22 protein-coding genes are annotated in these 24112 nt (G+C 55.4%); 12 read left to right on the top strand and 10 right to left on the bottom strand.

The window, feature by feature from the left end; genetic code table 11:
• Window positions 1-30: 30 nt before the first annotated feature.
• Window positions 31-234 (top strand): putative selenium delivery protein YdfZ, encoded by a 204-nt coding sequence (gene ydfZ / locus OKF39_RS11370; protein WP_028013008.1) that lies wholly within the window; start codon window positions 31-33, stop codon window positions 232-234.
• 43 nt (window positions 235-277) lie between these two features.
• On the opposite strand, the gene OKF39_RS11365 is transcribed toward ydfZ, so the two are convergent.
• From OKF39_RS11365 to manD, 4 genes are all read right to left on the bottom strand, one after another.
• The gene (locus OKF39_RS11365; RefSeq protein ID WP_063942541.1) at window positions 278-1741 is read right to left on the bottom strand and encodes a mannitol dehydrogenase family protein; all 1464 of its coding nucleotides are present in this window, start codon (window positions 1739-1741) and stop codon (window positions 278-280) included.
• A 221-nt stretch (window positions 1742-1962) separates the two neighbouring features.
• Window positions 1963-3330, bottom strand: coding sequence for an MFS transporter (locus tag OKF39_RS11360; RefSeq protein ID WP_063942542.1), 1368 nt, complete (start codon window positions 3328-3330; stop codon window positions 1963-1965).
• A gap of 72 nt (window positions 3331-3402) precedes the next feature.
• Window positions 3403-4422: a Zn-dependent oxidoreductase gene (locus OKF39_RS11355; protein WP_063942543.1), complete on the bottom strand. Its 1020-nt coding sequence runs from the start codon at window positions 4420-4422 to the stop codon at window positions 3403-3405.
• A gap of 14 nt (window positions 4423-4436) precedes the next feature.
• Window positions 4437-5651, bottom strand: coding sequence for a D-mannonate dehydratase ManD (gene manD / locus OKF39_RS11350; RefSeq protein WP_028013004.1), 1215 nt, complete (start codon window positions 5649-5651; stop codon window positions 4437-4439).
• Window positions 5652-5948: 297 nt separating this feature from the next.
• On the opposite strand from manD, the gene OKF39_RS11345 reads away from it, so the two are divergent.
• A complete protein-coding gene (locus tag OKF39_RS11345) occupies window positions 5949-6287 on the top strand; it encodes a DUF1283 family protein (protein WP_008502414.1) in 339 nt (112 codons plus the stop codon).
• Window positions 6287-6847, top strand: coding sequence for a spermidine N1-acetyltransferase (gene speG / locus OKF39_RS11340; protein WP_041910220.1), 561 nt, complete (start codon window positions 6287-6289; stop codon window positions 6845-6847). The genes OKF39_RS11345 and speG overlap by 1 nt, the downstream gene beginning before the upstream one ends.
• Before the next feature lie 17 nt (window positions 6848-6864).
• On the opposite strand, the gene OKF39_RS11335 is transcribed toward speG, so the two are convergent.
• Window positions 6865-7611: a YnfC family lipoprotein gene (locus tag OKF39_RS11335; protein ID WP_032644870.1), complete on the bottom strand. Its 747-nt coding sequence runs from the start codon at window positions 7609-7611 to the stop codon at window positions 6865-6867.
• A gap of 69 nt (window positions 7612-7680) precedes the next feature.
• Between OKF39_RS11335 and OKF39_RS11330 the strand changes: the two genes are divergently transcribed.
• From OKF39_RS11330 to dmsD, 3 genes are all read left to right on the top strand, one after another.
• Entirely contained in the window at window positions 7681-7974 is a 294-nt protein-coding gene (locus tag OKF39_RS11330; protein WP_047368462.1) for a DUF1161 domain-containing protein, read from the top strand.
• Between the two features lie 131 nt (window positions 7975-8105).
• Window positions 8106-10544 carry a selenate/tellurate reductase subunit YnfE gene (gene ynfE, locus OKF39_RS11325; RefSeq protein WP_063942546.1) on the top strand — a complete coding sequence of 813 codons (2439 nt, stop codon included), beginning with the start codon at window positions 8106-8108 and terminating at the stop codon, window positions 10542-10544.
• Window positions 10545-10636: 92 nt separating this feature from the next.
• Window positions 10637-11251: a Tat proofreading chaperone DmsD gene (gene dmsD / locus OKF39_RS11320; protein WP_063942547.1), complete on the top strand. Its 615-nt coding sequence runs from the start codon at window positions 10637-10639 to the stop codon at window positions 11249-11251.
• A gap of 35 nt (window positions 11252-11286) precedes the next feature.
• Here dmsD and OKF39_RS11315 read toward each other — a convergent pair whose 3' ends face one another.
• Entirely contained in the window at window positions 11287-13017 is a 1731-nt protein-coding gene (locus OKF39_RS11315) for a SulP family inorganic anion transporter (protein ID WP_045631623.1), read from the bottom strand.
• Between the two features lie 233 nt (window positions 13018-13250).
• Window positions 13251-14087, bottom strand: coding sequence for a MipA/OmpV family protein (locus OKF39_RS11310; protein ID WP_048956351.1), 837 nt, complete (start codon window positions 14085-14087; stop codon window positions 13251-13253).
• Between the two features lie 203 nt (window positions 14088-14290).
• On the opposite strand from OKF39_RS11310, the gene OKF39_RS11305 reads away from it, so the two are divergent.
• From OKF39_RS11305 to oqxR, 3 genes are all read left to right on the top strand, one after another.
• A complete protein-coding gene (locus OKF39_RS11305) occupies window positions 14291-14968 on the top strand; it encodes a response regulator (protein ID WP_028012995.1) in 678 nt (225 codons plus the stop codon).
• Window positions 14968-16356, top strand: a complete 1389-nt coding sequence (locus OKF39_RS11300; protein WP_479983782.1) for a sensor histidine kinase — start codon at window positions 14968-14970, stop codon at window positions 16354-16356. The genes OKF39_RS11305 and OKF39_RS11300 overlap by 1 nt, the downstream gene beginning before the upstream one ends.
• Window positions 16357-16493: 137 nt before the next feature.
• Window positions 16494-16973 (top strand): efflux pump transcriptional repressor OqxR, encoded by a 480-nt coding sequence (gene oqxR, locus OKF39_RS11295; RefSeq protein ID WP_028012993.1) that lies wholly within the window; start codon window positions 16494-16496, stop codon window positions 16971-16973.
• A gap of 60 nt (window positions 16974-17033) precedes the next feature.
• Here the strand turns inward: oqxR and oqxB are convergent, their stop codons facing one another.
• The gene (gene oqxB / locus OKF39_RS11290; RefSeq protein WP_028012992.1) at window positions 17034-20186 is read right to left on the bottom strand and encodes a multidrug efflux RND transporter permease subunit OqxB; all 3153 of its coding nucleotides are present in this window, start codon (window positions 20184-20186) and stop codon (window positions 17034-17036) included.
• A 24-nt stretch (window positions 20187-20210) separates the two neighbouring features.
• Complete coding sequence (oqxA, locus tag OKF39_RS11285) at window positions 20211-21386, bottom strand: multidrug efflux RND transporter periplasmic adaptor subunit OqxA (RefSeq protein WP_028012991.1); 1176 nt, start codon at window positions 21384-21386, stop codon at window positions 20211-20213.
• Between the two features lie 333 nt (window positions 21387-21719).
• Between oqxA and OKF39_RS11280 the strand changes: the two genes are divergently transcribed.
• Both OKF39_RS11280 and OKF39_RS11275 read left to right on the top strand, forming a co-directional pair.
• Window positions 21720-22073, top strand: a complete 354-nt coding sequence (locus OKF39_RS11280; RefSeq protein ID WP_136343208.1) for a helix-turn-helix domain-containing protein — start codon at window positions 21720-21722, stop codon at window positions 22071-22073.
• A 69-nt stretch (window positions 22074-22142) separates the two neighbouring features.
• A complete protein-coding gene (locus tag OKF39_RS11275; protein ID WP_028012989.1) occupies window positions 22143-22433 on the top strand; it encodes a YebG family protein in 291 nt (96 codons plus the stop codon).
• Window positions 22434-22497: 64 nt separating this feature from the next.
• Here the strand turns inward: OKF39_RS11275 and catA are convergent, their stop codons facing one another.
• Window positions 22498-23163 carry a type A chloramphenicol O-acetyltransferase gene (gene catA, locus OKF39_RS11270; protein ID WP_479983781.1) on the bottom strand — a complete coding sequence of 222 codons (666 nt, stop codon included), beginning with the start codon at window positions 23161-23163 and terminating at the stop codon, window positions 22498-22500.
• Window positions 23164-23414: 251 nt separating this feature from the next.
• Here catA and OKF39_RS11265 point away from each other — a divergent pair, with 251 nt between their 5' ends.
• Window positions 23415-24038: a glutathione S-transferase family protein gene (locus tag OKF39_RS11265; protein ID WP_069732349.1), complete on the top strand. Its 624-nt coding sequence runs from the start codon at window positions 23415-23417 to the stop codon at window positions 24036-24038.
• Window positions 24039-24112 lie beyond the last annotated feature (74 nt).

Raw genomic sequence — 24112 nt, 5'->3', positions numbered from 1 at the left:
TAACGGAAAGTTTAGAGAGGAGAAAATACCATGATGACATACGACCGTAACCGCAATGCAATCACCACCGGCAGCCGCGTCATGATTAGCGGCACCGGCAAAACCGGCGTGATTAAGGCGATTCACAGCGACGGGCTGGATGCCGCGCAGGTGCGCCGTGGCAAAACGGTGGAAGTGGAAGGATGCGAAGGTAAGTTCGAACCAATTGAACTGATTCGTCTGGGTATGCACTAAATTGTGCGCCGACATGCCGCCGCGAACGGCGGCATGTGTTGAATTACAAATGCGCCACGTACTCCGCCACCGTGGTCTTAGCCCCCTTCTGCAGCAGCGTCTGATACGCGCTCATCACGGCATCTGTAAAGGCTTTTTCTCGCGGCAACTCTTTCCCAAAAATGGCCTCAATGCCGAGCAGCGCGTTAACCCGGCTTTCCCCTTCGGCACTTCCCTTCACCGCCGCCTGAATCACCGCCAGCTGCGGATCGCTCACGTCGATGGCGTTCCCCTGCTCGTCCACACCGCCGACATAGCGCATCCACCCAGCCACGCCCAGCGCCAGCAGTGGGAAAGGCGTCTGGTGCACCAGGTGCCAGCGCGCAGGATCCAGCATCCGCTGCGGAAGCTTCTGGCTGCCGTCCATCGCAATTTGCCAGGTACGGTGGCGCAGGGCCGGGTTACTGTAACGGGCGATCAGCAGGTCAGCGTAGCGTTCTAAATCGACGCCCTTCACTTTCAGGGTCGGCGCCTGCTCGTTAAGCATCAGCGCGTGCGCGGCGACGCGATAGTGTTCGTCTTCCATACACTCATTGATGTGCTGATAACCGGCCAGATAGCCCAGGTAGGCCAGGAAAGAGTGGCTGCCGTTGAGCATGCGTAGCTTCATCTCTTCAAACGGGATCACGTCTGAAACCAGTTCGGCTCCGGCTTTTTCCCATTCCGGACGCCCGGCCACAAAGTTATCCTCGATAACCCACTGGCGGAACGGCTCGCAGGCCACCGCCGCCGGATCGCGTACGCCGGTCAGCTGCGCGATTTTATCCAGCGTATCGGGTGTGACCGCCGGCACGATGCGGTCCACCATGGTTGACGGGAAGGTGACGTTAGCCTCGATCCAGTCCGCCAGCTCGCCGTCTACCGCCCGGGCGTACGCGCAGGTGACATTGCGCATCACGTGACCGTTCTCCGGCATGTTGTCGCAGGACATCACGCTAAACGCGGGCAGCCCCGCCGCTTTACGGCGCGACAGCGCTTCCACCACCACGCCCGGCGCGGATTTCGGCTGATGCGGGTTTTGCAGGTCGGCAACGATGAAAGGATGATCGAGCATCAGTTGCCCGGTTGCCGGAGAGTGGCAGTAGCCTTTTTCGGTGATGGTCAGCGAGACAATCGCCACCTGCGGTTCACACATTGCCGCCAACACGCTTTCCAGCCCGTCGACCTGCGCGTGCAGGGCCTTTTTGACTACGCCAACCACGCGGGACGTCCAGGCATCGGCAGACATTTCCGCTACGGTGTAGAGGTTATCCTGCGCCTTCAGGTCGGCAATCTGCTGCTCGCCGCCAATCAGGTTAACCTCACAGTAGCCCCAGTCGCTGCCGTGTTCAGCCGCGAGGATGTCCGCATACACCGCCTGATGCGCGCGGTGAAATGCGCCGAAGCCTAAATGTACAATGCGTGCTTTAAGGCTGTCGCGATCGTACTGAGGCAGCGTCGCGTTGGCCTGTAATAAGGTGTTTTCCATGATTAAGACTCGCTAATTAGAAAGCTGTGGATCGCTGCCGCCCCTAGTCCAGAGCAGCAGCGCCTGCTGACTACACCAACTAGAATGGCAGTCGGGGTAAAAAATTACTGCCATCAACCATACTGATACTGCCGTTTGAGTTTTTGATTTATATTAACTTTTGCTCAGGTGGTGTGACATAAACAAAAAGTTGTGTGATAAGTCACGAAAGATGTAAACCGCTAGCGTCGCGTGGAGACCGCGCCGTAACCCACGCGCTCTTTCGGCGCGGCCTCGGCGGCATCTTCAGCCGCGCTGAGGTCGCGGTCGCGGACTTCCGGCATCAGGAACGCCGAAACCAGCCCAATCACGGAATAGGCCACCAGCATGGCTACAATCGGCCACCAGGAACCCGTCATATTGCAGAAAATCCCCGCCAGTACCGGGCCAAAACCCACCGCCACCAGACCGCCCGCCTCCTTGGAGATAGCCATACGGGTAAAGCGATTTCGCGAGCCAAACATCTCCGCCATGGTGATATTTTCCAGCGCAAACAGCCCCAGCACGGCGAAGTTATGGATAACGATGATCGAGAGCATGATTGTCCCCGGCGCATAGCTCTTATCGACGATAATCGACAGCATCGGGTACGCCAGAATAATGGCGGAGATATTGAAGATAATGTACGGCAGCCTGCGCCCCACTTTGTCGGAAAGCCAGCCCAGCAGCGGGATGGAGATAAACCCGAGAATAGAACTTATCATCAGCGCGTCGGTGGGAATCGCTTTATCGAACAGCAGCGTCTGGACCAGATAACCCGCGAGGAAGGTCTGGATCAGCCCGGAGTTGCCCGCCTGACCGAAGCGCAGGCCGGTCGCCAGCCAGAAGGATTTACTTTTCACCATTGAACCCAGCGAGGTGTCCGGCTGCACTGTTTCTGCATCGTTTACTTTCTCAAAGATCGGGCTCTCCTTGAGGTTCATTCGCAGCCAGATGGCAAAGATCATCACCACGACGCTGGCAAGGAACGGCACGCGCCAGCCCCAGGCGAGCAACTGTTCACGATCGAGGGCGAAGAACATAATGGCCCAGATCGCCGTGGCGCTCAGCGTCCCGCAGTTAGTCCCCATCGCCACCAGCGAGGAGATGATGCCGCGTTTCCCTTTTGGGGCGTACTCCGCCAGCATGGTCCCGGCCCCGGAGATCTCCGCCCCGGCACCCAGCCCCTGAATGATACGCAGCGTCACCAGCAGTACGGGCGCAAAAATGCCGATCTGCGCGTAGGTCGGCAGCACGCCAATCAGCGTGGTGCAGATCCCCATCATGGTGATGGTGATAAACAGCACCTTTTTACGGCCAATGCTGTCGCCCATTCTGCCGAAGATAAAGGCCCCGACGATACGCGCGATGTAGCCCGCGCCGTAGGTTCCCATCGCCAGAATCAGCGCCATCGCGGCCGACTGTTCCGGGAAGAAGATTTCATGAAATACCAGCGCCGCCCCCAGCGAGTAGAGCTGGAAATCCATAAACTCCAGCGCGGTGCCCAGCCAGCCGGAAACGGCGGCTTTCACCAGATCTGAGGTAGTTCTTTGAGGTTGTGCTTGCGTCATAATGGCTATCTCTAAAGGTAAGATGCGTACCACTGAGAGCCCGTCTTCGCGGGCCCTTAACCGCGTGTAGGGTTATTGCCCGAACGTCAGTAAAACCTTGCAGCACTGCCGCTGGTCTTTTTCAAACAGTTCGATGGCGTCTGTTACATGGTGATAGTCAAAGGTATGGGTGATCAGTTTTTCCGGATCGATCAGCCCTTTTTCAAGCCAGTCGATGACGACCGGGAATTTGTTGGCATTGAGGCGCGAGGAGAAGATCGCCAGCTCTTTACCAGTAATCCCCTGCTGGACTATCTGGCTCGGCTCGCTGGAGAAGCCCATCAGCACGATGCGCGCCGCCGGGGAAGCCAGGGTGACCGCCTCCTGCAAAATCGACGGATGACAGGCGGCATCAATAATCAGCGTCGGCTTGATGCCTTTTTCGTCCAGCGCGGCCTGCAGCGACTTTTCGCCGTTATTAAAGACCCAGTCCGCGCCGCTGCGCTGGGCCATGGCCAGACGCTCATTGATTCTGTCGACGACGATAACCTGCTTCACGTTGTAGACGCCCTTCAGCGCCTGTACGGTGACCAGTCCCATCGGCCCTGCGCCGTAGATCAGCGCAACGTCCTGTTCGGTAGGGCTAGCCTGCCCCGTCACGTTGGCGGCAATGGTGAAAGGTTCAACCATCACGGCGTGTTTATCCGGGATCGCATCCGGGATGCGCCAGGCATTTTTAGCGGGCACGGCGGCATATTCGCTGAATCCGCCGTCGCGGTGGACGCCCAGCACCACCAGCGAGGTGCAGACGTTAGGCTTGCCGACGGAGCACGGGTAGCAGTGCCCGCAGCTGATCACCGGATCCACCGAAACGCGCTCCCCTAACCGGGACGGTTCTACGCCCTCGCCCACGGCGTCGATCGTGCCAAAAAACTCGTGGCCAATCACGCGCGGATATTTTGCAAACGGATTATGCCCGCGGTAGATGTGGCTGTCTGACCCGCAGATCCCGGCCAGCTTGATTTTGACGCGGACTTCCCCTGCGCCTGGCTCCGGGCACGGACGCTCTTCAATTACCAGCTGGTTCGGCTGTTGAATCACTACGCTTTTCATCGTTCGCTCCTCGGTTACCAGTTCCACAGCGTGCCGTCTTCGAGACGGGCCACCGGCAGATAGGCCGGATCGTACGGGTATTTCGCCGCCAGCTTTTCATCAAACTCAATGCCCAGCCCCGGCTTCTCGCCCGGATGCATATAGCCGTTATCAAAGCGCCAGCTGTGCGGGAAGACTTCCAGCATCTGTTCGGAGTATCCCATATATTCCTGCACGCCGAAGTTCGGCACCCACAGGTCGAAATGCAGCGCGGCCGCGTGGCAGATCGGCGACAGATCGGACGGTCCGTGCGAGCCGGTACGCACCTGATAGAGCGACGCGAAGTCCGCGATGCGGCGCATCCCGGTGATCCCCCCCGCATGGGTGATAGTGGTGCGGATATAGTCGATAAGCTGCTCTTCGATAAGCTGCTTGCAGTCCCAGATGCTGTTGAACACCTCGCCCACCGCAATTGGCGTGACGGTATGCTGGCGGATCAGGCGGAAGCACTCCTGGTTTTCCGCAGGCGTTGGGTCTTCCATCCAGAACATGCGGAACGCTTCGATACTCTTGCCGAAGCGCGCCGCTTCGATGGGCGTCAGGCGGTGGTGCATGTCATGCAGGAGATGCTCATTGAAGCCAAATTTACTGCGCACCGCGTCAAACAGTTTTGGCGTGAAATCGAGGTATTTCTCGGTGGACCAGAGCTGCTCTTCCGGCCAGTCGCCTTTGGTGGCGGGCTCGTAGGCCAACCCCTTCCCTTTAGCCATGCCGTAGGTGGTTTTCATACCCGGCACGCCGCACTGGACGCGGATCGCCTTAAAGCCCATCTCCTTATGGCGGGCGTAATCTTCCAGCACGTCGTCAATGGTGTGCCCGGTGGTGTGGCAGTAGACCATTACGCCCTCACGGGATGCGCCGCCCAGCAGCTGATAGAGCGGCATATTGGCCGCTTTGGCTTTGATGTCCCAGAGCGCCATATCCACGGCGGAAATTGCCGACATGGTGACCGGCCCGCGGCGCCAGTAGGCGCCCTTATAGAAGAATTGCCAGATATCTTCGATGCGGTGCGCGTCGCGGCCAATCAGCTGCGGGCAGAGATGATCTTTCAGGTAGGAAGCAACGGAGAGCTCACGCCCGTTCAGCGTGGCGTCACCGAGGCCAACGATCCCTTCATCGGTAGTGATTTTAAGGGTGACAAAGTTCCGTCCCGGGCAGGTAACAAACACGTCAGCCGCGACAATCTTCATAATTCCTTTCCTTACATCGTTCGTTGTGATGACGGAAATTTACCCACTCACATAACTACCATACAAGTATGATGATCATAAAATCGGCTAACGATCACAAAAACGGTCGCCTGCTCGTCCCCCTAAAACCCATCATTTTGTGCCTGTTTCACTTCAGGTGACGATTCATTTAGGCAGCGTACCTGAAGATATCTTTTACTTTTCCATACCCGTGTCGCGGGTATGCCGTTATTGCTCTTTGGTGTAGAATCTGAACGGGGAAACTTGCTCATCTGCACCCATTTAAAAGGAAACGCTATGACTACATTAAGCAAACGCCTTTGTCTGACAGCCCTGCTGGCGCTGTCATCGTTCGCCTTTGCCGCCTCTGCGACAGCGGAAACCAGCAAGCTCATTATTGAGTCTGGTGACAGCGCGCAAAGCCGCCAGAATGCCGCGATGGACAAAGAACAATGGAATGACACCCGCAGCCTTCGTCAGAAGGTCAACAAACGTGCTGAAAAAGAGTGGGACAAAGAAGATGTCGCCTTTGACGCACGCGATAAGTGTCAGCAAAGTGCGAACGTCAATGCCTACTGGGAGCCGAACACCCTGCGCTGCCTGGATCGCCGCACTGGTCGTACGGTAGCCCCATAATGTCTGCGCCCTGTGACGTAAAACTCCGGCCGCTGGAGCGTGAAGACCTGCGCTTTGTCCACCAGCTCGACAATAACGCCAGCGTGATGCGCTACTGGTTCGAAGAGCCGTACGAGGCCTTTGTCGAGCTGTCGGATCTTTACGACAAGCACATTCACGATCAGAGCGAGCGTCGTTTTGTGGTGGAGTGTGAAGGCGACAAAGCCGGGCTGGTGGAGCTGGTTGAGATCAACCACGTTCACCGCCGGGCGGAGTTCCAGATCATTATTTCGCCGGAGCACCAGGGGAAAGGCCTGGCCTCCCGGGCGGCGAAGCTGGCGATGGATTACGGATTCAACGTACTTAATCTCTACAAGCTTTATCTGATCGTGGATAAAGAGAACGAAAAAGCGATCCATATCTACCGCAAGCTGGGCTTTATGGTAGAAGGCGAGCTGATTCATGAGTTCTTTATCAATGGTGAATACCGGAATACCATCCGCATGTGCATTTTCCAGCATCAGCATCTGGCCGGTCACAAGCCCTCAGGTGCCAGCCTGCTGAAACCAACCGCGCAGTAGCCTGCGCGGTTTCATTCTCAGTAATACTCAATCGTGTTTTTGATGGTGTACTTGCGCTCAACGGCGGGTTTGACGCTGTCGTCCGTGATCGTCAGATCGCAGCTCACCGGGTTATTGTGGCGATCGTAGTCGCAGCTCTGCGTAACGTTGCCCAGCGGCTTATCGTTTAACAGGCTCACGGCCGAGTAATCCATTCTTTTGCGCAGATCCTTAGACGGCGTCGACTGTACCGATAAATGCTGATCCCCGGAGACGGTGGTTTTGCCCAGCGGGTAGCCATCCGCATCGTAGCGGTACTTCACCTCCATCTCTTTACCATGTGCGGCCACCACAAAGCCGTTGTCGTCGGTATCCCACGTCACCCCGGCTGACGGCAGTTCGGCCAGCTGGCATTTGCCCTGCAGCTTCACCTTACGCTGCTGGGTTTCTGCATCGATGTAGTAGTTTGCATCCAGCACCAGCGCTACGCCCGTGTTAGCCTCCAGGTCGTGCAGCTCCAGCGTATCAAAACACCCTTCCGCCGACACAGTGCCGGTGACCCGTTTGGATACTTCACCCTTCTCGTTGAACAGCGTCTGGGTAAAATCCTTGACCGGGCCGCGAAGAGGGTCGAAATCGAATTCGTTCGAAAAACTCGCCATCTCGGGCGTAAACGACAGCGGCGCGGAGTTGTTATCACACCCTGCGAGAGTAGCTGCCAGGAGCGTTATCGCTGCATATTTCTTCACATTCTTTACCAATACAGAGAGATTATTCCCAATCATATTAGCAAATACAGTTGTTTACACGAAGCCTGCTAAAATTAATCTCTACACAGAGAAAAGGAGCTACAGATGAAACGGTTACCCTGGATTACCGCCCTGCTGTTAATGAGTGCCTCAACGGCCGCGCTGGCGGCACCGGACTCCTGCGAGCGCGTGAAAAGCGACATTCAGCAGAAGATCATCAACAACGGCGTGCCGGAGTCAGGTTTTACGCTGAATATTGTGCCGAACGATCAGGCTGACCAGCCGGACGCTCAGGTGGTGGGCCACTGTGCCAACGACACCTTTAAAATTTTGTACACCCGTACGGGCAGCGGGGCGGCGGCCGGCAATCAGGATAATGCACCAGCTGAACCTCAGTAAATCACCGCCAATCCCCTTTGATTTGACAAGGATTAATATTTAATACCTCCAAATAAGTAACACTCACCCCATCATTAGCCCGGTTATCATTTCGGGAAAAATAATACGTAATCACAATGGTGGGGTGAGCCATGTCCGATATCGAACATCACGGCGGGATTAGCCGTCGAACACTCGTGAAATCTACGGCGATAGGTTCTCTGGCGCTTGCCGCTGGCGGAATTTCGTTGCCTTTTGGACTGAAAAGCGCCGCAGCCGCGGTACAAAATGCAATGAAACCGGCAGAAGATAAAGTGGTCTGGGGCGCCTGTTCGGTCAACTGCGGCAGCCGCTGCGCGTTGCGTCTGCACGTCCGCGATGACGAAGTGTACTGGGTCGAAACGGATAACACCGGTGAGGATATCTACGGCAATCACCAGGTCCGGGCCTGCCTGCGCGGGCGCTCCATTCGCCGCCGCATCAACCACCCCGACCGTCTGAACTACCCGATGAAACGCGTGGGTAAGCGGGGTGAAGGCAAATTCGAGCGCATCAGCTGGGACGAAGCGCTGAACGTCATCACCACCAGCCTGAAAGACGTGGTCAGCAAGTACGGCAACGAAGCGGTGTATATTAATTACTCCTCCGGGATTGTCGGCGGCAATATCACCCGCTCCTCCCCTTACGCTTCGCTGGTGGCGCGCCTGATGAACTGCTACGGCGGTTTCCTGAGCCACTACGGCACCTACAGCACGGCGCAAATCGCCTGCGCGATGCCTTATACCTACGGCAGCAACGACGGCAACAGCACCTCGGATATCGAAAATACCAAACTGGTGGTGATGTTCGGCAATAACCCGGCGGAAACGCGCATGAGCGGCGGCGGGATTACTTACTATCTGGAGCAGGCCCGCGAGCGTTCTAACGCACGCATGATTGTCATTGATCCGCGCTACACCGATACGGCAGCCGGACGCGAAGACGAGTGGATCCCGATCCGTCCGGGTACCGATGCCGCCCTGGTGGCGGGGATCGCCTGGGTATTGATCGACGAAAACCTGGTTGACCAGCCGTTCCTGGACAAATACTGCGTTGGCTACGACGAAAAAACGCTGCCGGAAGGTGCCCCCGCGAATGGTCACTATAAAGCGTACATTCTCGGCCAGGGTGAGGACAACACGGCGAAAACGCCGGAGTGGGCCTCGCGCATCACCGGCATTCCTGCAGACCGCATCATTAAACTGGCCCGCGAGATTGGATCCGCGAAGCCGGCCTATATCTGCCAGGGCTGGGGACCACAGCGTCAGGCGAACGGTGAACTGACCTCCCGCGCCATCGCGATGCTGCCGATTCTGACCGGCAACGTGGGGATCAACGGCGGCAACAGCGGCGCCCGTGAGTCGACCTACACCATCACTATCGAACGTATGCCGCTGCCGGAAAACCCGGTCAAAACGCAAATTTCCTGCTTCAGCTGGACGGACGCCATCGCCCGCGGCCCGGAAATGACCGCTCTGCGCGACGGGGTACGCGGTAAAGATAAGCTGGACGTGCCGATTAAGTTCATCTGGAACTATGCGGGCAACACCATTATTAACCAGCACTCCGATATCAATAAAACCCACGATATTCTGCAGGACGAAAGCAAGTGCGAAACCATCGTGGTGATCGACAACTTTATGACCTCATCGGCGAAATACGCCGATATCCTGCTGCCAGATTTAATGACCGTCGAGCAGGAAGACATTATCCCTAACGATTACGCCGGGAACATGGGTTACCTGATTTTTCTCCAGCCCGTGACCGCGCCGAAGTTTGAGCGCAAGCCTATCTACTGGATCATGAGCGAAGTGGCGAAACGCCTCGGACCGGATATCTATCAGAAATTTACCGAAGGGCGAACGCAGGAAGAGTGGCTGCAGTATCTGTATGCCAAAATGCTCGCTAAAGATCCCACGCTGCCGTCCTATGACGAGCTGAAAAAAATGGGCATCTATAAGCGCAAAGATCCGAACGGACACTTTGTGGCCTATAAAAAATTCCGCGAGAACCCGGAAGCCAACCCGCTTAAAACGCCCTCAGGCAAGATTGAAATTTATTCCAGCAAGCTGGCGGATATTGCGGCGACCTGGGAGCTGGCAAAAGATGAGACGATCAGCCCGCTGCCCGTCTATGCATCCACCTTTGACGGCTGGGATGCGCCCGAGCGCGCGCAGTTCCCGCTGCAGCTGTTTGGCTTCCATTTTAAAGCCCGCACCCACTCGAGCTACGGTAACGTCGACGTGCTGCAAGCGGCCTGCCGCCAGGAGGTCTGGCTGAATCCCGTTGATGCCGCGAAACGTGGCATTAAAAACGGCGATACGGTGCGCGTCTTTAACGATCGCGGTGAGGTGAGAATAGAAGCGAAAGTCACGCCGCGCATCATGCCAGGCGTAAGCGCCATGGGCCAGGGAGCCTGGCACGATGCCAATATGAATGGCGATCGTATCGACCACGGCTCGTGTATCAACACCCTGACCACGCACCGCCCGTCACCGCTGGCAAAAGGCAACCCGCAGCACACCAATCTGGTGCAGATTGAGAAGGTGTAAGGGGTGAATTCTATGACCCTGGTTTATGCTTTGGTCTGTATTAATGGTTAATCACGTCGCGCGGACATAACCGCGCGAGCAAGGAAGGTTTAATGAAAGACGTCTCACACCGTGACTCGTTCGCGTTCAGCGCCCGCGTACTGGGCGCGCTGTTTTACTTCGCGCCTGACAGCGAGCAGACAGCCCCGCTGGTGCAGGCACTTACCGCTGGCGAATGGATAGAGGACTGGCCCCTGCCGCCGGAAACGCTGCTGCCCGTTGCCGAAACCTTTGCCTCATCTTCCGATGAGCCGCTGACGGATGCCTGGCAACGGCTGTTCATTGGTCCTTATGCCCTGCCCGCTCCGCCGTGGGGTTCCGTCTGGCTGGACCGTGAATCCGTGCTGTTTGGCGATTCGACCCTCGCGCTGCGCCAGTGGATGCGGGAAAACAATATCGCGTTTCAGATGCAGCAAAATGAACCGGAAGATCATTTCGGCACCCTGCTGCAGCTGGCGGCATGGCTGGCCGAGAATGGCCGCGAGTCGGAGTGCGATCGGCTTCTGGCGTGGCATCTGCTGCCGTGGAGCACCCGCTTTCTGTCGGTGTTTGTCGACAACGCCGGGCATCCGTTCTATATCGCGCTCGGCAGGCTTGCGCAGCTGACGCTGGCGGACTGGCGATCGGCGTTGGTTGTTCCGGTTGCGGAAAAGACGTTGTACCGCTAAGGGATATGGCTTGCTCGCGGGTGGCGAGCAAGCCTTTAACCAGGGTTTGGTTGTGCATCACCACCTGATTCACTCACACTTTCTTTGCTTTGAATGAACCGGAGTGCCAAATAGAGGTCTGGCGCCAGAATCATGTCATCATCATTCATCGTTGGCCGACTTTCTTTAAACCAACGTGTTAATTCCGTTTTCCTGCCCGCAAGGATTAACATAATCTGTCGGGCTTTCAGGTCACGCTTTAACTCATTAATGGTTGCCAGGACACTGATATCTGAATAGGTGAAGCAAGCCACGGCATCAATAACCACCCATTTAGGTTGTACTGCTGCACCATCAACCAGGTTCAATACCCGACGTTTAAAATAAGCCACATTAAAATAGGTCAACGGTGAGTTAAATCGATACATCAGCACGCCCGGGACCATTTTAATATCGGTTGTATTACCTAATGAGTGGATCATTCCATTTTCGTCAGTCCCGAGTAAGTGCTCAGAGGGACGAAATACCGTACGCAGGAACTGTAACAGGCCAAGCAACACCGCAAGGCCGATCCCCTGGATTACACCGATGATTAAAACACAGCCAAACGTGAAGAAGGCCAGGCGAAATGCCTGTTTATTTCTTCGCCTCAGGTTCCATAAACCACGTAAATCAATTAATGACCACGATGCATACATTAGAACAATACCTAATGCAGATACCGGAATAAATTGTAATGGCTGCGTGAAAAATACCACCACTAAACCTATCAGTAAGGCTGCGACTATGGAAACCAGCTGACTTTTCCCCCCAACGGAATCATTAACCGCGGTCCGGGAATCGGCTCCACTGATGGCAAATCCCTGAGATAACCCAGACATAATGTTCGCAATACCCAGTGCCCGGAACTCTGCATCAGCATTAATTTCATAGCCATTTTTCGCGGCGAAACTGCGGGCGGTCAGCATCAGACTGACAAAACTTACTAAAGCCAGGTTCAGCGCCGGGATCACTAATTCTCGCATCGGACCGGGCTGGAACGCCCCCCAGTTAACGACGGGTAAACCAGGCTGGAAGCCATCCCCCCCAATCGTGGCAATACCATACTGTTGCGCAGATGTTCCCCATACCAGTATCGTTGTTATCACAATGGCAATCAGAGGTGCTGGCCAGTTGCTGCGATACGTTTTGATAACCATTAAAATAATTAACGTTAAAAGTGATATCCCTATTGTTAATACATGGCTGTCTAAAAGTCGGCCTGGCAAGGCCAGTATTTTCTCAATAACCTGCGCTTCATCGAGCTTGATCCCCAAAACCTTGCCTAATTGCCCGACAATAATCGTCACGGCTACGCCATTAAGCAACCCTGTAAGAATGGGATGAGAAAGGAGATCGGCAAGTGCACCCAGATGGAATTTACTGGCAAGCAGGCACCACCCGCCCATCATCAATGTCATGACGATCGTCAGTTGCCAGTGCAGTTCAGGATTGCCTGCAGAAAGAGGAAACACGACGGCTGCAATCACGGCGCAGGTCGTTGCATCAGGGCCAACAATAAGCTGACGTGAAGAACCAAACAGTGCATAAGCTATCATCGGTAAAACGCAGGAATAGAGCCCCACTATTGCCCCAACACCCGCCAATTCAGCATAAGCAATAGCAACGGGTAGCGCTACAGCCGCGACGGATAATCCAGCTTTAACATCATGTTTTAGCCAGCTTTTATCGTAGGCTAACAAATTTTGTAACCCTGGCATGTACTTTAACAATAATTTTCCGAGCACTTTATTCTCCGGACAGGGATTATAGCCACGTAATATTGACACACTTCTCAGTGAGGTTATGGTTTCCAAATGCTCCGGAGTCAGGTCGATGCCTCTCAGTTCTTAATAAAACGTCAGTCAACTCATTATTCTGACTGCTGTTAAGCATCATTTAAAAACTACCGCCCCATCATCTTTCCGGGGCGGTTCAAATTCGTCGCTATTGCGCGCTCATATCTATAAGCAACCTGCAATCAGAAACTGTACGTCACCTTCAGGCTTCCCGTTGGCGACGTTTTACGTTGCACGATCGGGCTATCACCCGCATCCCCCGTCAACTGCGTTACGCCCGCGGAGGTGAGAACGCTCCAGCGCGAGGTGAGCCTGTAGGTCCAGTCAAGGTTCATCGACCAGGCGTAAATTCCCGCTCCGGCGTCATGTCGGGCAAATCCCGATGCGGCGGACTGGGCAGCATTAACCCCATAGTACGTTTGCATGTACTTGCCGGAACCCCAGCTGCCCGTCAGCCCCAGCGTCACCGCATTTTTCGACGATGTATAGAGCGGGCTGGAAATGCCGAAATGCACCGCCTCACCGTTGTCTCTCTCAGAAACCGGGATCTCAGCCTGCAGCTGCAGATTGAGCCAGTCGGTCACCTTATACCCCAGACCCGGCACCACGATAGCGGAACCCTTGATATCGCCCATCCCCCGCAGGTAGTCGCTGCCGGAGCTGATCGAATCACTGCTCACGTCTTTATCTTTACGGCCTGTTCGGTAGCTCACTGCGGCGTTGTAATCCAGGTTGCCAATGTTGTTTCCGTAACCGATACCCCGCGTGGTGCTGATAAAGAAACCATTTGCCATGGAATAATCTACTACCTGAGCTGCCGAGACCCGGCTTTTATCCGAACCCGAGTAGCGTGGCGCGACGTCCACGCCTCCCCCCAGGGTTAAGACATTGCCCTGTTTCTGCTCTGCCGCCAGTACCGGGGTAGCCAGTAACGCCAGAATAACGCCCGGCACGATGTTTTTCAGTCTGCGGCTCGGAAGTAAATAGGGGAAAGAATGACGCAGTTCGATGTTACTCATTGAAGAAGTCCTTTGGATTCAAATGATTGCGATGCAAGCGGTTTACACGCCAGAGCACTCATTCTGAATACTCACCCTGAGGTTCTTATGAGCCGAAAATGAAGAACGGCTGAAGCGCGTGCGGGCGCTGTCAACCGAACGGATTTCCTGCTACCGTTTTTTTCTTAAGTTGTTCTTCATTCACTGTTGATACAGTTACCAATGTGAAAATCTTACTAATCGAAGACGACCTGGATCTCGGCAATGGCGTACGTATCGCTCTCTCAGATCAAGGATTTGATGTCATATGGGTTCGCCGTAAAGAGGATGCGCTGCATCAGCTTGAGGTCGGCGTGCCGGAACTTATTCTGCTCGACCTGGGGCTGCCCGACGGCGACGGCATGAGCCTGATGACGCGTTTGCGCCAGCAGCTTAAGGGGATCCCCGTCATTATCCTGACGGCGCGAGGCACCCTGCAGGATCGCCTGTGCGGGCTGGATGCTGGCGCAGACGACTATCTTGTCAAACCCTTCGTTCTCGCCGAACTGCTGGCGCGAGTCAGAGCCCTTGCGCGACGCAGCTACGGTTTTGAAAATGAAGCGATAGAAATCAGGAGTTTATCGCTTCATATCCCGACGCGTCGCGTAACGGTGAACGCGCGTCACGTTGAGTTGACGGCCAGTGAATATGCGCTGCTTGAAACGTTGATGCTGCGCGCTGACCGGGTGATCACGCGGCGGTTCCTGGAAGAGAGGATATTTGGCGCGAAGGAAAATCTCAGCAATGCGCTCGACGTGCATATGGGGAATTTGCGGCGAAAAATTGGTGACGGCTATGTACGAACGGTGCGAGGCGTCGGGTATGTCATTGATACCGTCGCAATCCAGAAGGTGACAGATTAATGCGAAATGTCTGGCACCAACTGAGGCGCCCAACGCTGGTACGGCGAATTATCATCGCCCAGATGCTGCTGCTTACCCTGCTGTGGTGTCTTTTTTTAACCTTTATTTTATTGGAAGACCTGCGTAGCCCTCCGATACTCACGGGAAGTAAGACTTACGAAACCATTTTTACTCTGGTTGATCTCAGTGACGAGCGCCCGCAAGATCGTAATGATGTCCTGGAAGCATTCAGCAAAGCGTTGCGGGAAGGCTATGGCGGCGGTGAAGATCCGGAGTTGTCGATTAACCTGATCGTTCGCAAAAACAACGAGGTTATTTTCTCTTCTGATGGTGCACCTACGGGGGTAAAAAACACCAGACTGGGCGAAATGCAGCGCGTTCAGAGTGAAGGTCACGCCTGGACGAGCCGCACGCTTAAATCCCCCCACTCCGACGTGGAGGTTACCCTTTTCACCCCTGCCGGAAGCTGGAACTTCTTTATCTACCTGAACTCGCGGGGCTACTACATTATGCCGCTGCTGGTATGCATTCCTTTTCTTCTGTTTCCTGCGTGGCTGTCAATCCGCATTGCGATGCGCCCCTGGAGCAAGGTGGTTAATGAGATCTCATTACGTTCGCCTGACGATCTCTCCCCTTTAAAGGCTGTTCCCGGGCATAAGGAACTCCGCCAGATGGTGGACGCGATAAATGATTTTCTTGCCAGAGTGCGGGAAAGCGCTGAACGCGAACGGGTATTCATTGCGGACGCCGCGCACGAGCTGCGTACGCCGCTGGCCGCGATGCGCATCAACGTGGAGGCGCTGCAGTCCTGGGTGAGCAGCGAGAGCCAGCGGCAGCTGCTTGCAGGGATTGTGCGCAGCAATAGCCGGGCGGCCCGTCTCGTCAACCAGCTGCTGCTGATGATGCATAGTGAAGCGCGCATTGACACCGCGATGGAGCCCGTGCCGCTAACCTCGCTCATACAAGAGCGGATGGCTGCGCTGGAGCCGCTAGCGTCCGGGCGCAAGATTGAGCTGGAATTCTTCGCTGAGGATGAGATTTGGATCGCTGGCGTCAGGGAGCGTCTGATGTCGCTTATAGACAATCTCATTGAAAACGCCGTGAAGTACAGTCCTGAGGGCGGGCGGATTCAGGTAGAGGTACGCTCAGCAGATAAATCAGCCCAGCTACGCGTCTCCGATCGGGGGCCGGGTATCCCGGTTGAATTGCGCGAGCGCGTATTCGACCGGTTTTTCCGCGATCCCAATCAGCTGCAAAGCGGGAGCGGACTGGGGCTTGCCATTGTCAAAGCCGTTGCACAGCAGCACGGCAGCAGCGTAAACCTGAATACTTCCGCAGAAGGTGGCCTGCTGGTGACGGTTGACTTCCCGAACCGCACGTATAGCTAAACCGGAACAGGGGGTTTGATCGCAAATGCCGCAGATTGCTTCAAAAAAATTACCGTATTTGTTATATTGTTGTTTATTGCTTATTCACCTCTGCGGTGCCAAAAAGAACAAGATTCACCGCAACCCAGGAAAGAGAAATGTTAGATTACCGCTTCCCGACAGCTTTGCAGATGGTTCTCAGCGTAGCGATGGCGGAGCAACTAGGTGAACGTTCGACGAGTGCGATTCTGGCCTACGGCCTGGAAGCCAACCCGAGCTTTATCCGCAAATTGATGGTTCCACTCACGCGTGACGGCATTATCGTCTCAACGCTTGGCCGCAACGGCTCAATTCATCTTGGACGTCCGCCGGAAGAGATTACCCTGCGCGATATCTACCTTTCAGTCACCGAAGATAAAAAACTCTGGGCGTCGCGCCCGGACGTGCCGGCCCGCTGCGTGGTCAGCGCGAACGCATGCTGGTACTTCAAATCTATTTCCGAAGAAGCAGAGCAGGCCTCGCTCGCGGTATTAGCGCGCCACACCGTGGCAAGCGCGCTGGACGAGGTCAAAAAAGCCGATACCAGCGGGTGCGATCCTTTACCTGAACTGATTGCCCAGTACAAAAAAGCCCAGTAATTTACGCAAAAAAAAACCGCCCTCATAGTGAGTGCGGTTTTTTTGTTATCTGCGATATCCCTACGCAGGCAGAACCTCTCTTTCCACTTTGCCGCGCGTCACGAACTTACGCAGCGTCACGTAAAAGACCGGCGTCAGGAACAGACCAAACAGCGTCACGCCCAGCATCCCGGAGAAGACCGTAATCCCGGTGACGCCGCGCACTTCTGCGCCCGCGCCGTGGCCGAGGATCAGCGGAATGGTCCCGGCGATAAAGGCGATGGATGTCATCACAATCGGACGTAAACGCAGGCGGCACGCTTCCAGCGCTGCTTCCATGATGCCTTTACCCTGAATTTCCAGCTCGCGGGCAAACTCCACGATAAGAATCGCGTTTTTACAGGCCAGCCCCATCAACACCACCAGCCCCACCTGCACGAAGACGTTGTTATCGCCCCCGGTCAGCCAGACGCCAAACAGCGCGGAAAGCATGGTCATCGGAACGATGAGGATCACCGCCAGCGGCAGCGTCCAGCTTTCATACAGCGCCGCCAGCACCAGGAACGCCAGCAGTACCGCGACCGGGAATACGATCAGCGCCGTATTGCCCTGCGTGGCCTGCTGGAAGCTCAGATCCGTCCATTCAATGTTCATTCCATTCGGCAGGATCTGCTTAGACATCGCGTCCAGCTGCGTCATCGCCTGCGCGGACGAGAGTACGCGCGGGTCGGCATCGCCAATCAGATCCGCCGCCGGGTAGCCATTGTAGCGGATAACCGGATCCGGTCCGTAGGTGGTCGTGATTTTCACCATACTGCCAATCGGCACCATTTCGCCCTGGCTATTCCGGGTGCGTAAATTCGCAATATCTTCCACGCTGTCGCGGAACTGCCCGTCTGCCTGCGCCATCACGCGCCAGGTGCGCCCGAACTGGTTGAAGTCGTTCACGTACGACGAGCCCAGATAGGTTTGCAGCGTACCGAACAGATCGGTCAGCGACACGCCCTGCGCTTTCGCCTTATCGCGGTCAACCTGCACGTCCAGCTGCGGAACGTTAGCCTGATAGGTTGAGATTGGGAAGTGCATTCCCGGCGTCTGCATAATCGCACCGGACATGGTGTTCACCGCGTTTTGCAGCGCGCCATAGCCCAGACCCGCGCGATCCTGAATATACAGCGAGTAGCCTGACCCCTGACCCAGCCCCAGAATCGGCGGCGGCAGAATGGAGAAACCAAAGCCCTGCTGGATTTGCGCGATTTTCGCGTTGATCTCCGCGTTAATTTCCGCCGCAGAGTGCTTGCGCTGGTCGAACGGCTTCAGGCCAAAAAACACCGTCCCGGTATTCGGCGTGTTGGTAAACTGCAGCGCATTCAGCCCCGGGAAAGCCACCGCGTAGTCCACGCCTTCGGTATTCATGCCGATTTCGCTCATTTTGCGGATCACCGCGTCGGTGCGCGCCAGCGACGAGCCTTCCGGCATCTTCACGCCGCCAATCAGGTAGAGCTTATCCTGTGTCGGAATAAACCCGCCGGGTACCGCTTTAAACATGACGCCCGCGGCACACAGCAGCAGCAGATACACCACAAACACCGCGCCGCGTCGGCCAAGCGTTTTGCCCACCAGCCCCTGATAGCCGTTAGAGCTACGATGGAAAAAGCGGTTAAACGGACGGAAAATCCAGCCAAACAGGCGATCGATAAGCCGGGTCGGGAAGTCTTTCGGCGCGCCGTGCGGTTTTAACAGCAGCGCCGCCAGCGCCGGAGAGAGCGTTAGCGAGTTGATGGCGGAGATCACCGTCGAAATCGCTATCGTCACCGCAAACTGCTTGTAGAACTGACCGGTTACGCCTGAGAGGAACGCCATCGGCACGAACACCGCGCACAGCACCAGCGCAATCGCGATAATGGGCCCGGAAACTTCACGCATCGCCTGATGCGCCGCCGCAAGCGGCGCAAGCCCCTCTTCAATGTTTCGCTCGACGTTTTCCACCACCACGATGGCATCGTCCACCACGATACCAATCGCCAGCACCAGCCCGAATAAACTCAGGGTGTTAAGCGAAAAGCCCAGCAGATAGAGAATGCTGAACGTCCCCACCACCGACACCGGCACCGCAATCAGCGGAATGATCGACGCGCGCCAGGTTTGCAGGAACAGGATCACCACCAGTACAACCAGCACCACCGCTTCCAGCAGGGTTTGCACCACCGCACGGATGGAGTCGCGCACGAAAACCGTCGGATCGTAAGGTGCCGCCCACTTCATATCTTCCGGGAAACGGGTGGACAGCTCGTCCATTTTGGCGCGCACCGCGTTAGACAAATCGATGGCGTTCGCCCCCGGTGACTGGAAGATACCAATCCCGACCGCGTCTTTATTGTTAAGCTGGGAACGCAGCGCATAGCTGCCGGAACCCATTTCAATCCGCGCCACGTCACGCAGGCGGACGACCGAACCGTCCTCCGACGTTTTCAGGACAATGTTGCCAAACTCTTCTTCGGTATGCAGACGACCCTGGGCGTTAATGGAGATCAGGAAATCGCTCTCTTTCGGCAGCGGCTCGGCGCCAAGCTGGCCCGCGGAGACCTGCACGTTCTGCTCCTGCATTGCCGTGACCACGTCCGAGGCGGTCAGCCCGCGGGCCGCGACCTTGTTCGGATCCAGCCAGATGCGCATCGCGTATTCACCGGAGCCGAAAATCTGAATCTGGCCGACGCCGGGCAGACGCGCCAGCTCGTCCTTCACCTTCAGCGTGGCGTAGTTCCGCATATACAGTGAATCGTACTTACCGTTGGGCGAGAACAGATGCACCACCAGCGTCAGCGTTGGCGACTGCTTCTGCGTCGTGATGCCCAGGCGCCGCACGTCTTCCGGCAGACGCGCCTCGGCCTGTGCTACGCGGTTTTGCACCTGCACCTGCGCCTGATCCGGATCGGTACCCGGACGGAACGTGACGGTAGTAACCAGCACGCCGTCCGAGCCGGCAACGGATTTCATGTACATCATGTTCTCGACGCCGTTGATCGCCTCTTCCAGCGGCGTCGCCACGGTCTCGGCAATCACTTTCGGGTTGGCGCCCGGATACTCCGCGCGCACCTGCACGCTTGGCGGTACGACGTCAGGATATTCACTCACCGGCAGAAGCGGGATGGCGATTAATCCTGTGATAAAAATCAGAATCGACAGTACGGCAGCGAAAATCGGCCTGTCGATGAAAAAGCGGGAAAAGTCCATGGGAAGGATTCTCAGGTCAAGTGATCAGTTGAGGGCGGTGCTGGCGGTCATGGCGACGGTTTTCGCGTTCACCGGCATACCCGGCATGAACACTTTCTGTAGACCGTCAACGATGACCTTATCGCCAGGTTTCAGCCCCTGCTGCACGATGCGTAAACCGTCGGCCAGACGCCCCGGCGTAATATCGCGACGCTGCGCTTTGCCCTCTTTATCCACGATATAGACATACTTGCGATCCTGGTCAGTCAGTACCGCTTTGTCGTCAATAAGCATGGCCTGGAATTCCGCGCTGCCCGGCAGGCGCACGCGGGCAAAGAGTCCCGGCGTGAACTGACGCTGCGCGTTATCCAGCAGCGCGCGCATGCGGATCGTACCGGTACTCGGCGTGAGCTGATTATCAAGGAAATCCACTTTACCCTGATGGGGGTAGCCCTCCTCGCCGGCAAGGCCGATCTCAACCGGTAGCGCCGTATGGTGGCTGGACGCCCCCTGCCCGTTGCGGGCGAGATTTTGATAGTGAAGATAGGTTGACTCATCCACGTCAAAGTAGACGTAAACCGTCTTCTGCGAGACCAGGGTGGTGAGCACGCTGGCGCTGTCGCCCGCGGAGACCAGATTGCCGCTGGTGATTAACGCCCGGCTGGCGCGACCATCAATAGGAGCCGTCACTTTGGTGAAGTCGAGATTCAGCTGCGCGGCGTCTACCGCAGCCTGGGCTGCGCGAATATCGGCCTGCGCCTGAATGGCGGCCGAACGGCGCTGCTCCCACTCTTCACGGGATACCAGGTTGGTATTAATGAGTTTATCGGTACGGTTAGCCTCGCTTCGCGCCAGGCTGGCCTGCGTTTTGGCTCTCTCCAGTGTCGCCTGCGCCTGCTCCAGCGCGGCGCGATAGGTTCGGTCATCAATCGTGAACAGCACCTCGCCCTTTTTCACCTCCTGGCCGTCGGTGAAATTCACTTTGTCGATGTAGCCAGAGACACGGGGACGAAGCTGCACGCTTTCCACGGCTTCAATCCGGCCGTTAAAGCTATCCCACTGGCTAATGGATTTCACAACCACGTCTGCAGCATTAACGGCGGGCGCGGGCGGCGCGGCGTTTTGCGCGACGCTGTCATCACATCCGACGAGCAGCACGGAGAGCATCATCGCTCCCAGCGCATTCAGATGATAGTTTCCCCAGGTTTTTTGCAGGCTCATTATTTTTATTCCGGTAATTGTAGCCGCCGGGCAAGACGCAGCGGGAGGTGCCGCGCCACTTCCTTTGTCCGGGCTGGCTTAAGGCCATTTGTGTCGTTCATCGCCACAAAACTGTAACAGTTTCGAATACACTATCGCGGCGATTGTAGGAATGCGCCTAACTAAGTGCAAGAATAATTGTTGCACTTTATGTGCTATTTGAGGCGGCGATAAAAGGCCCGTTTCGGGCAAGGATTTAAATGCAACAATAAAACTTGCAATTATCGTGAAACCAGGCCACCTTAAAATGCAACAGACAAAGATACCTTTCTATCGCTGCGTGGGGGAAACCTGATGAACACTGGCGCATTTATGCATGATTTACTCGACTGGATTGATAACAACCTCGACAGTCGCCTGGACATTGAGACCGTCTCCAGGCGCTCCGGCTACTCGAAATGGCACCTCCAGCGCCTGTTTAAAGAGCACACGGGCTATCCCCTCGCCGGCTATATTCGCGCGCAAAAGCTGCAAAAATCGGTTGAGCGCTTAGCCCACAGCGATGAGCCCATCCTGAACGTGGCAATCGCGCTCGGGTTTGACTCTCAGCAGTCGTTCAACCGCAGCTTTAAGCGCCAATTCGGTCAGGCACCTGGCGCATGGCGACGCAGTATCGGCGGCCGTGAAACGCAGCTGATGCACCAGTAGCTCACTTTTTACTGCAACATCATCCCGAAGCTGTTATACTGTATATAAATACAGTATGAGAGGTGCGTGATGGCTGTTGAAATAAAATATGTTGTCGTAAGAAAAGGTGAAGAGAAAATGACATTTGCCAGTAAGAAAGAGGCTGACGCTCACGACAAGCTGCTCGATATGGCAGACGCGTTCACCGACTGGCTGTTGCAAAGCGGAATGCAGATGGATGAAACGCAGGCTGAAAATCTTGGTCTGTATCTCGCCGAGCAGAAAGAGACCGTGCAGCATATTCTGCGCACCAGCAAGCTCCCTGCTCTCGATGCCCCTGCGGCTGACAGTAAAAAAATCAGAGCGGTAAAAGCTGCCTGATTGCCACATCATCACCGAGCCTGACGCCGCAAGCAGCATGCTGCTTGCGGCTTTTTTATTAACGTCACGCGCCGGATTGCGGCAAGGCATCAATCATCTCTTGTAGTTCATTGTACAGTCTTGCCACATGGAAACCATCGCACACGGAATGATGAACCTGAACGGCAAGGGGCAATAATACTTTGCCATCTTGTTCATAGTATTTTCCAAGCGTAAACATAGGGGCAAAAAAGTTCTTCATGTGCGCAACGTTGACGTTAAAGCTGGTAAAACTCACCCAGGGAATACCCGATATGAAAAAAATATTTTCCCGGGAATCTTCTTTAGGCCAATAAGAAAAATTATTACCGTAGCGCGCAATGTCTTCAGCGTAGGTCTTCTGGAAGTGCTGAATATTGCCATCATAATGGCTCCATAATGATGAAAAGGTCTCTGTTTCATTATGGAAAATGGTATAATTTGGATGAACTTCATTCCATATAATAAGCTTATTGTCTTTCATGGCCATACGGAACTCCGGATGACTGTTGACGATTTTCGAAATGAGAAAAATAATAGTTGGGTAAAATTTCCAGCCGACCGCTTTGATATGTTTTAACAGCGCAGTAATATCGATTAAAACCGTCTGGTTAAACGTCGACTGAGCGAACCCCTGAAAAATCTCAAAATGTTCCTTCCTTGCCCAACGAGATAAGTCAACGGACGTATATTCAGGGGTTATTTTTTCCATTTCTAAGCCTTTAATGAGCAAGCATATCTCTGATGTTAGCCTAAATTTTTTCCAGGCATTAAGCAAGCAGGCGCCTCTGGAGAAAACGGCGCGGAATAACCGCCATTACGCACCCTGAAGACGTAACGTTTCCGCTTAAAACGCGCTGACCTGCCCGTACAGAGCACTCCTCACTCAATATTATCCCTCCCTCTTCGCGCAAAGGGTGTATTGTTTTTAAATGTTTAATCCCCCTGAAGAGAAGCAGCGTCATGATTAATATCCTCGGTAAAACCACCTCCATCAACGTTCGTAAAGTGCTCTGGACCTGTGAAGAAGCGGGCATCCCTTACCTGCAGGAAGACTACGGCAGCGGTTTTGCCTCAACAGAAACGGATGACTTCCGCGCGCTGAACCCCAATGCCATGGTGCCGGTGCTGATGGATGACGATTTCGTGCTGTGGGAGTCCAACGCCATCTGCCGCTATCTGGCGCGCAAGGCCGGACGTCACGATCTGCTGCCTGCAGAGCCGCAGGCCTGCGCCAACGTTGAGCGCTGGATGGACTGGCAGGCAACTGAATTCAATAACGCCTGGCGCTATGTCTTCCCGGCGCTGGGACGAAAAAACCCGGACTTTAACGACCCTGCGCGCATTGCGGCGGGAATAAAAGAGTGGAACCACTGCATCACCATTCTGGAAAACCAGCTGCAGCGCACCGGGGCCTTTGCGGCGGGCGAGACGTTTACCCTTGCGGACGTGGTGCTTGGGCTGTCGGTGAATCGCTGGAAGATGACGCCGTTTGACAAGCCCGACGTGCCGGCGATTGAGGCCTGGTATGAGCGCCTCAACCAGCGCCCAGCGTTTTTGCGTCACGGCAATAACGGCATGATATAAATTATTTACGCCCACACCTTGAGTAAGGATATTTTATTTAATTACTAAACCCTGATTGGCGTCAGAGAGAATAA

Source organism: Enterobacter cloacae complex sp. HYC042_NIDB, assembly GCF_056673315.1.
The sequence above is the reverse complement of the archived record's forward strand: the minus strand, read 5'-3'. Positions and strand labels throughout refer to the sequence as shown.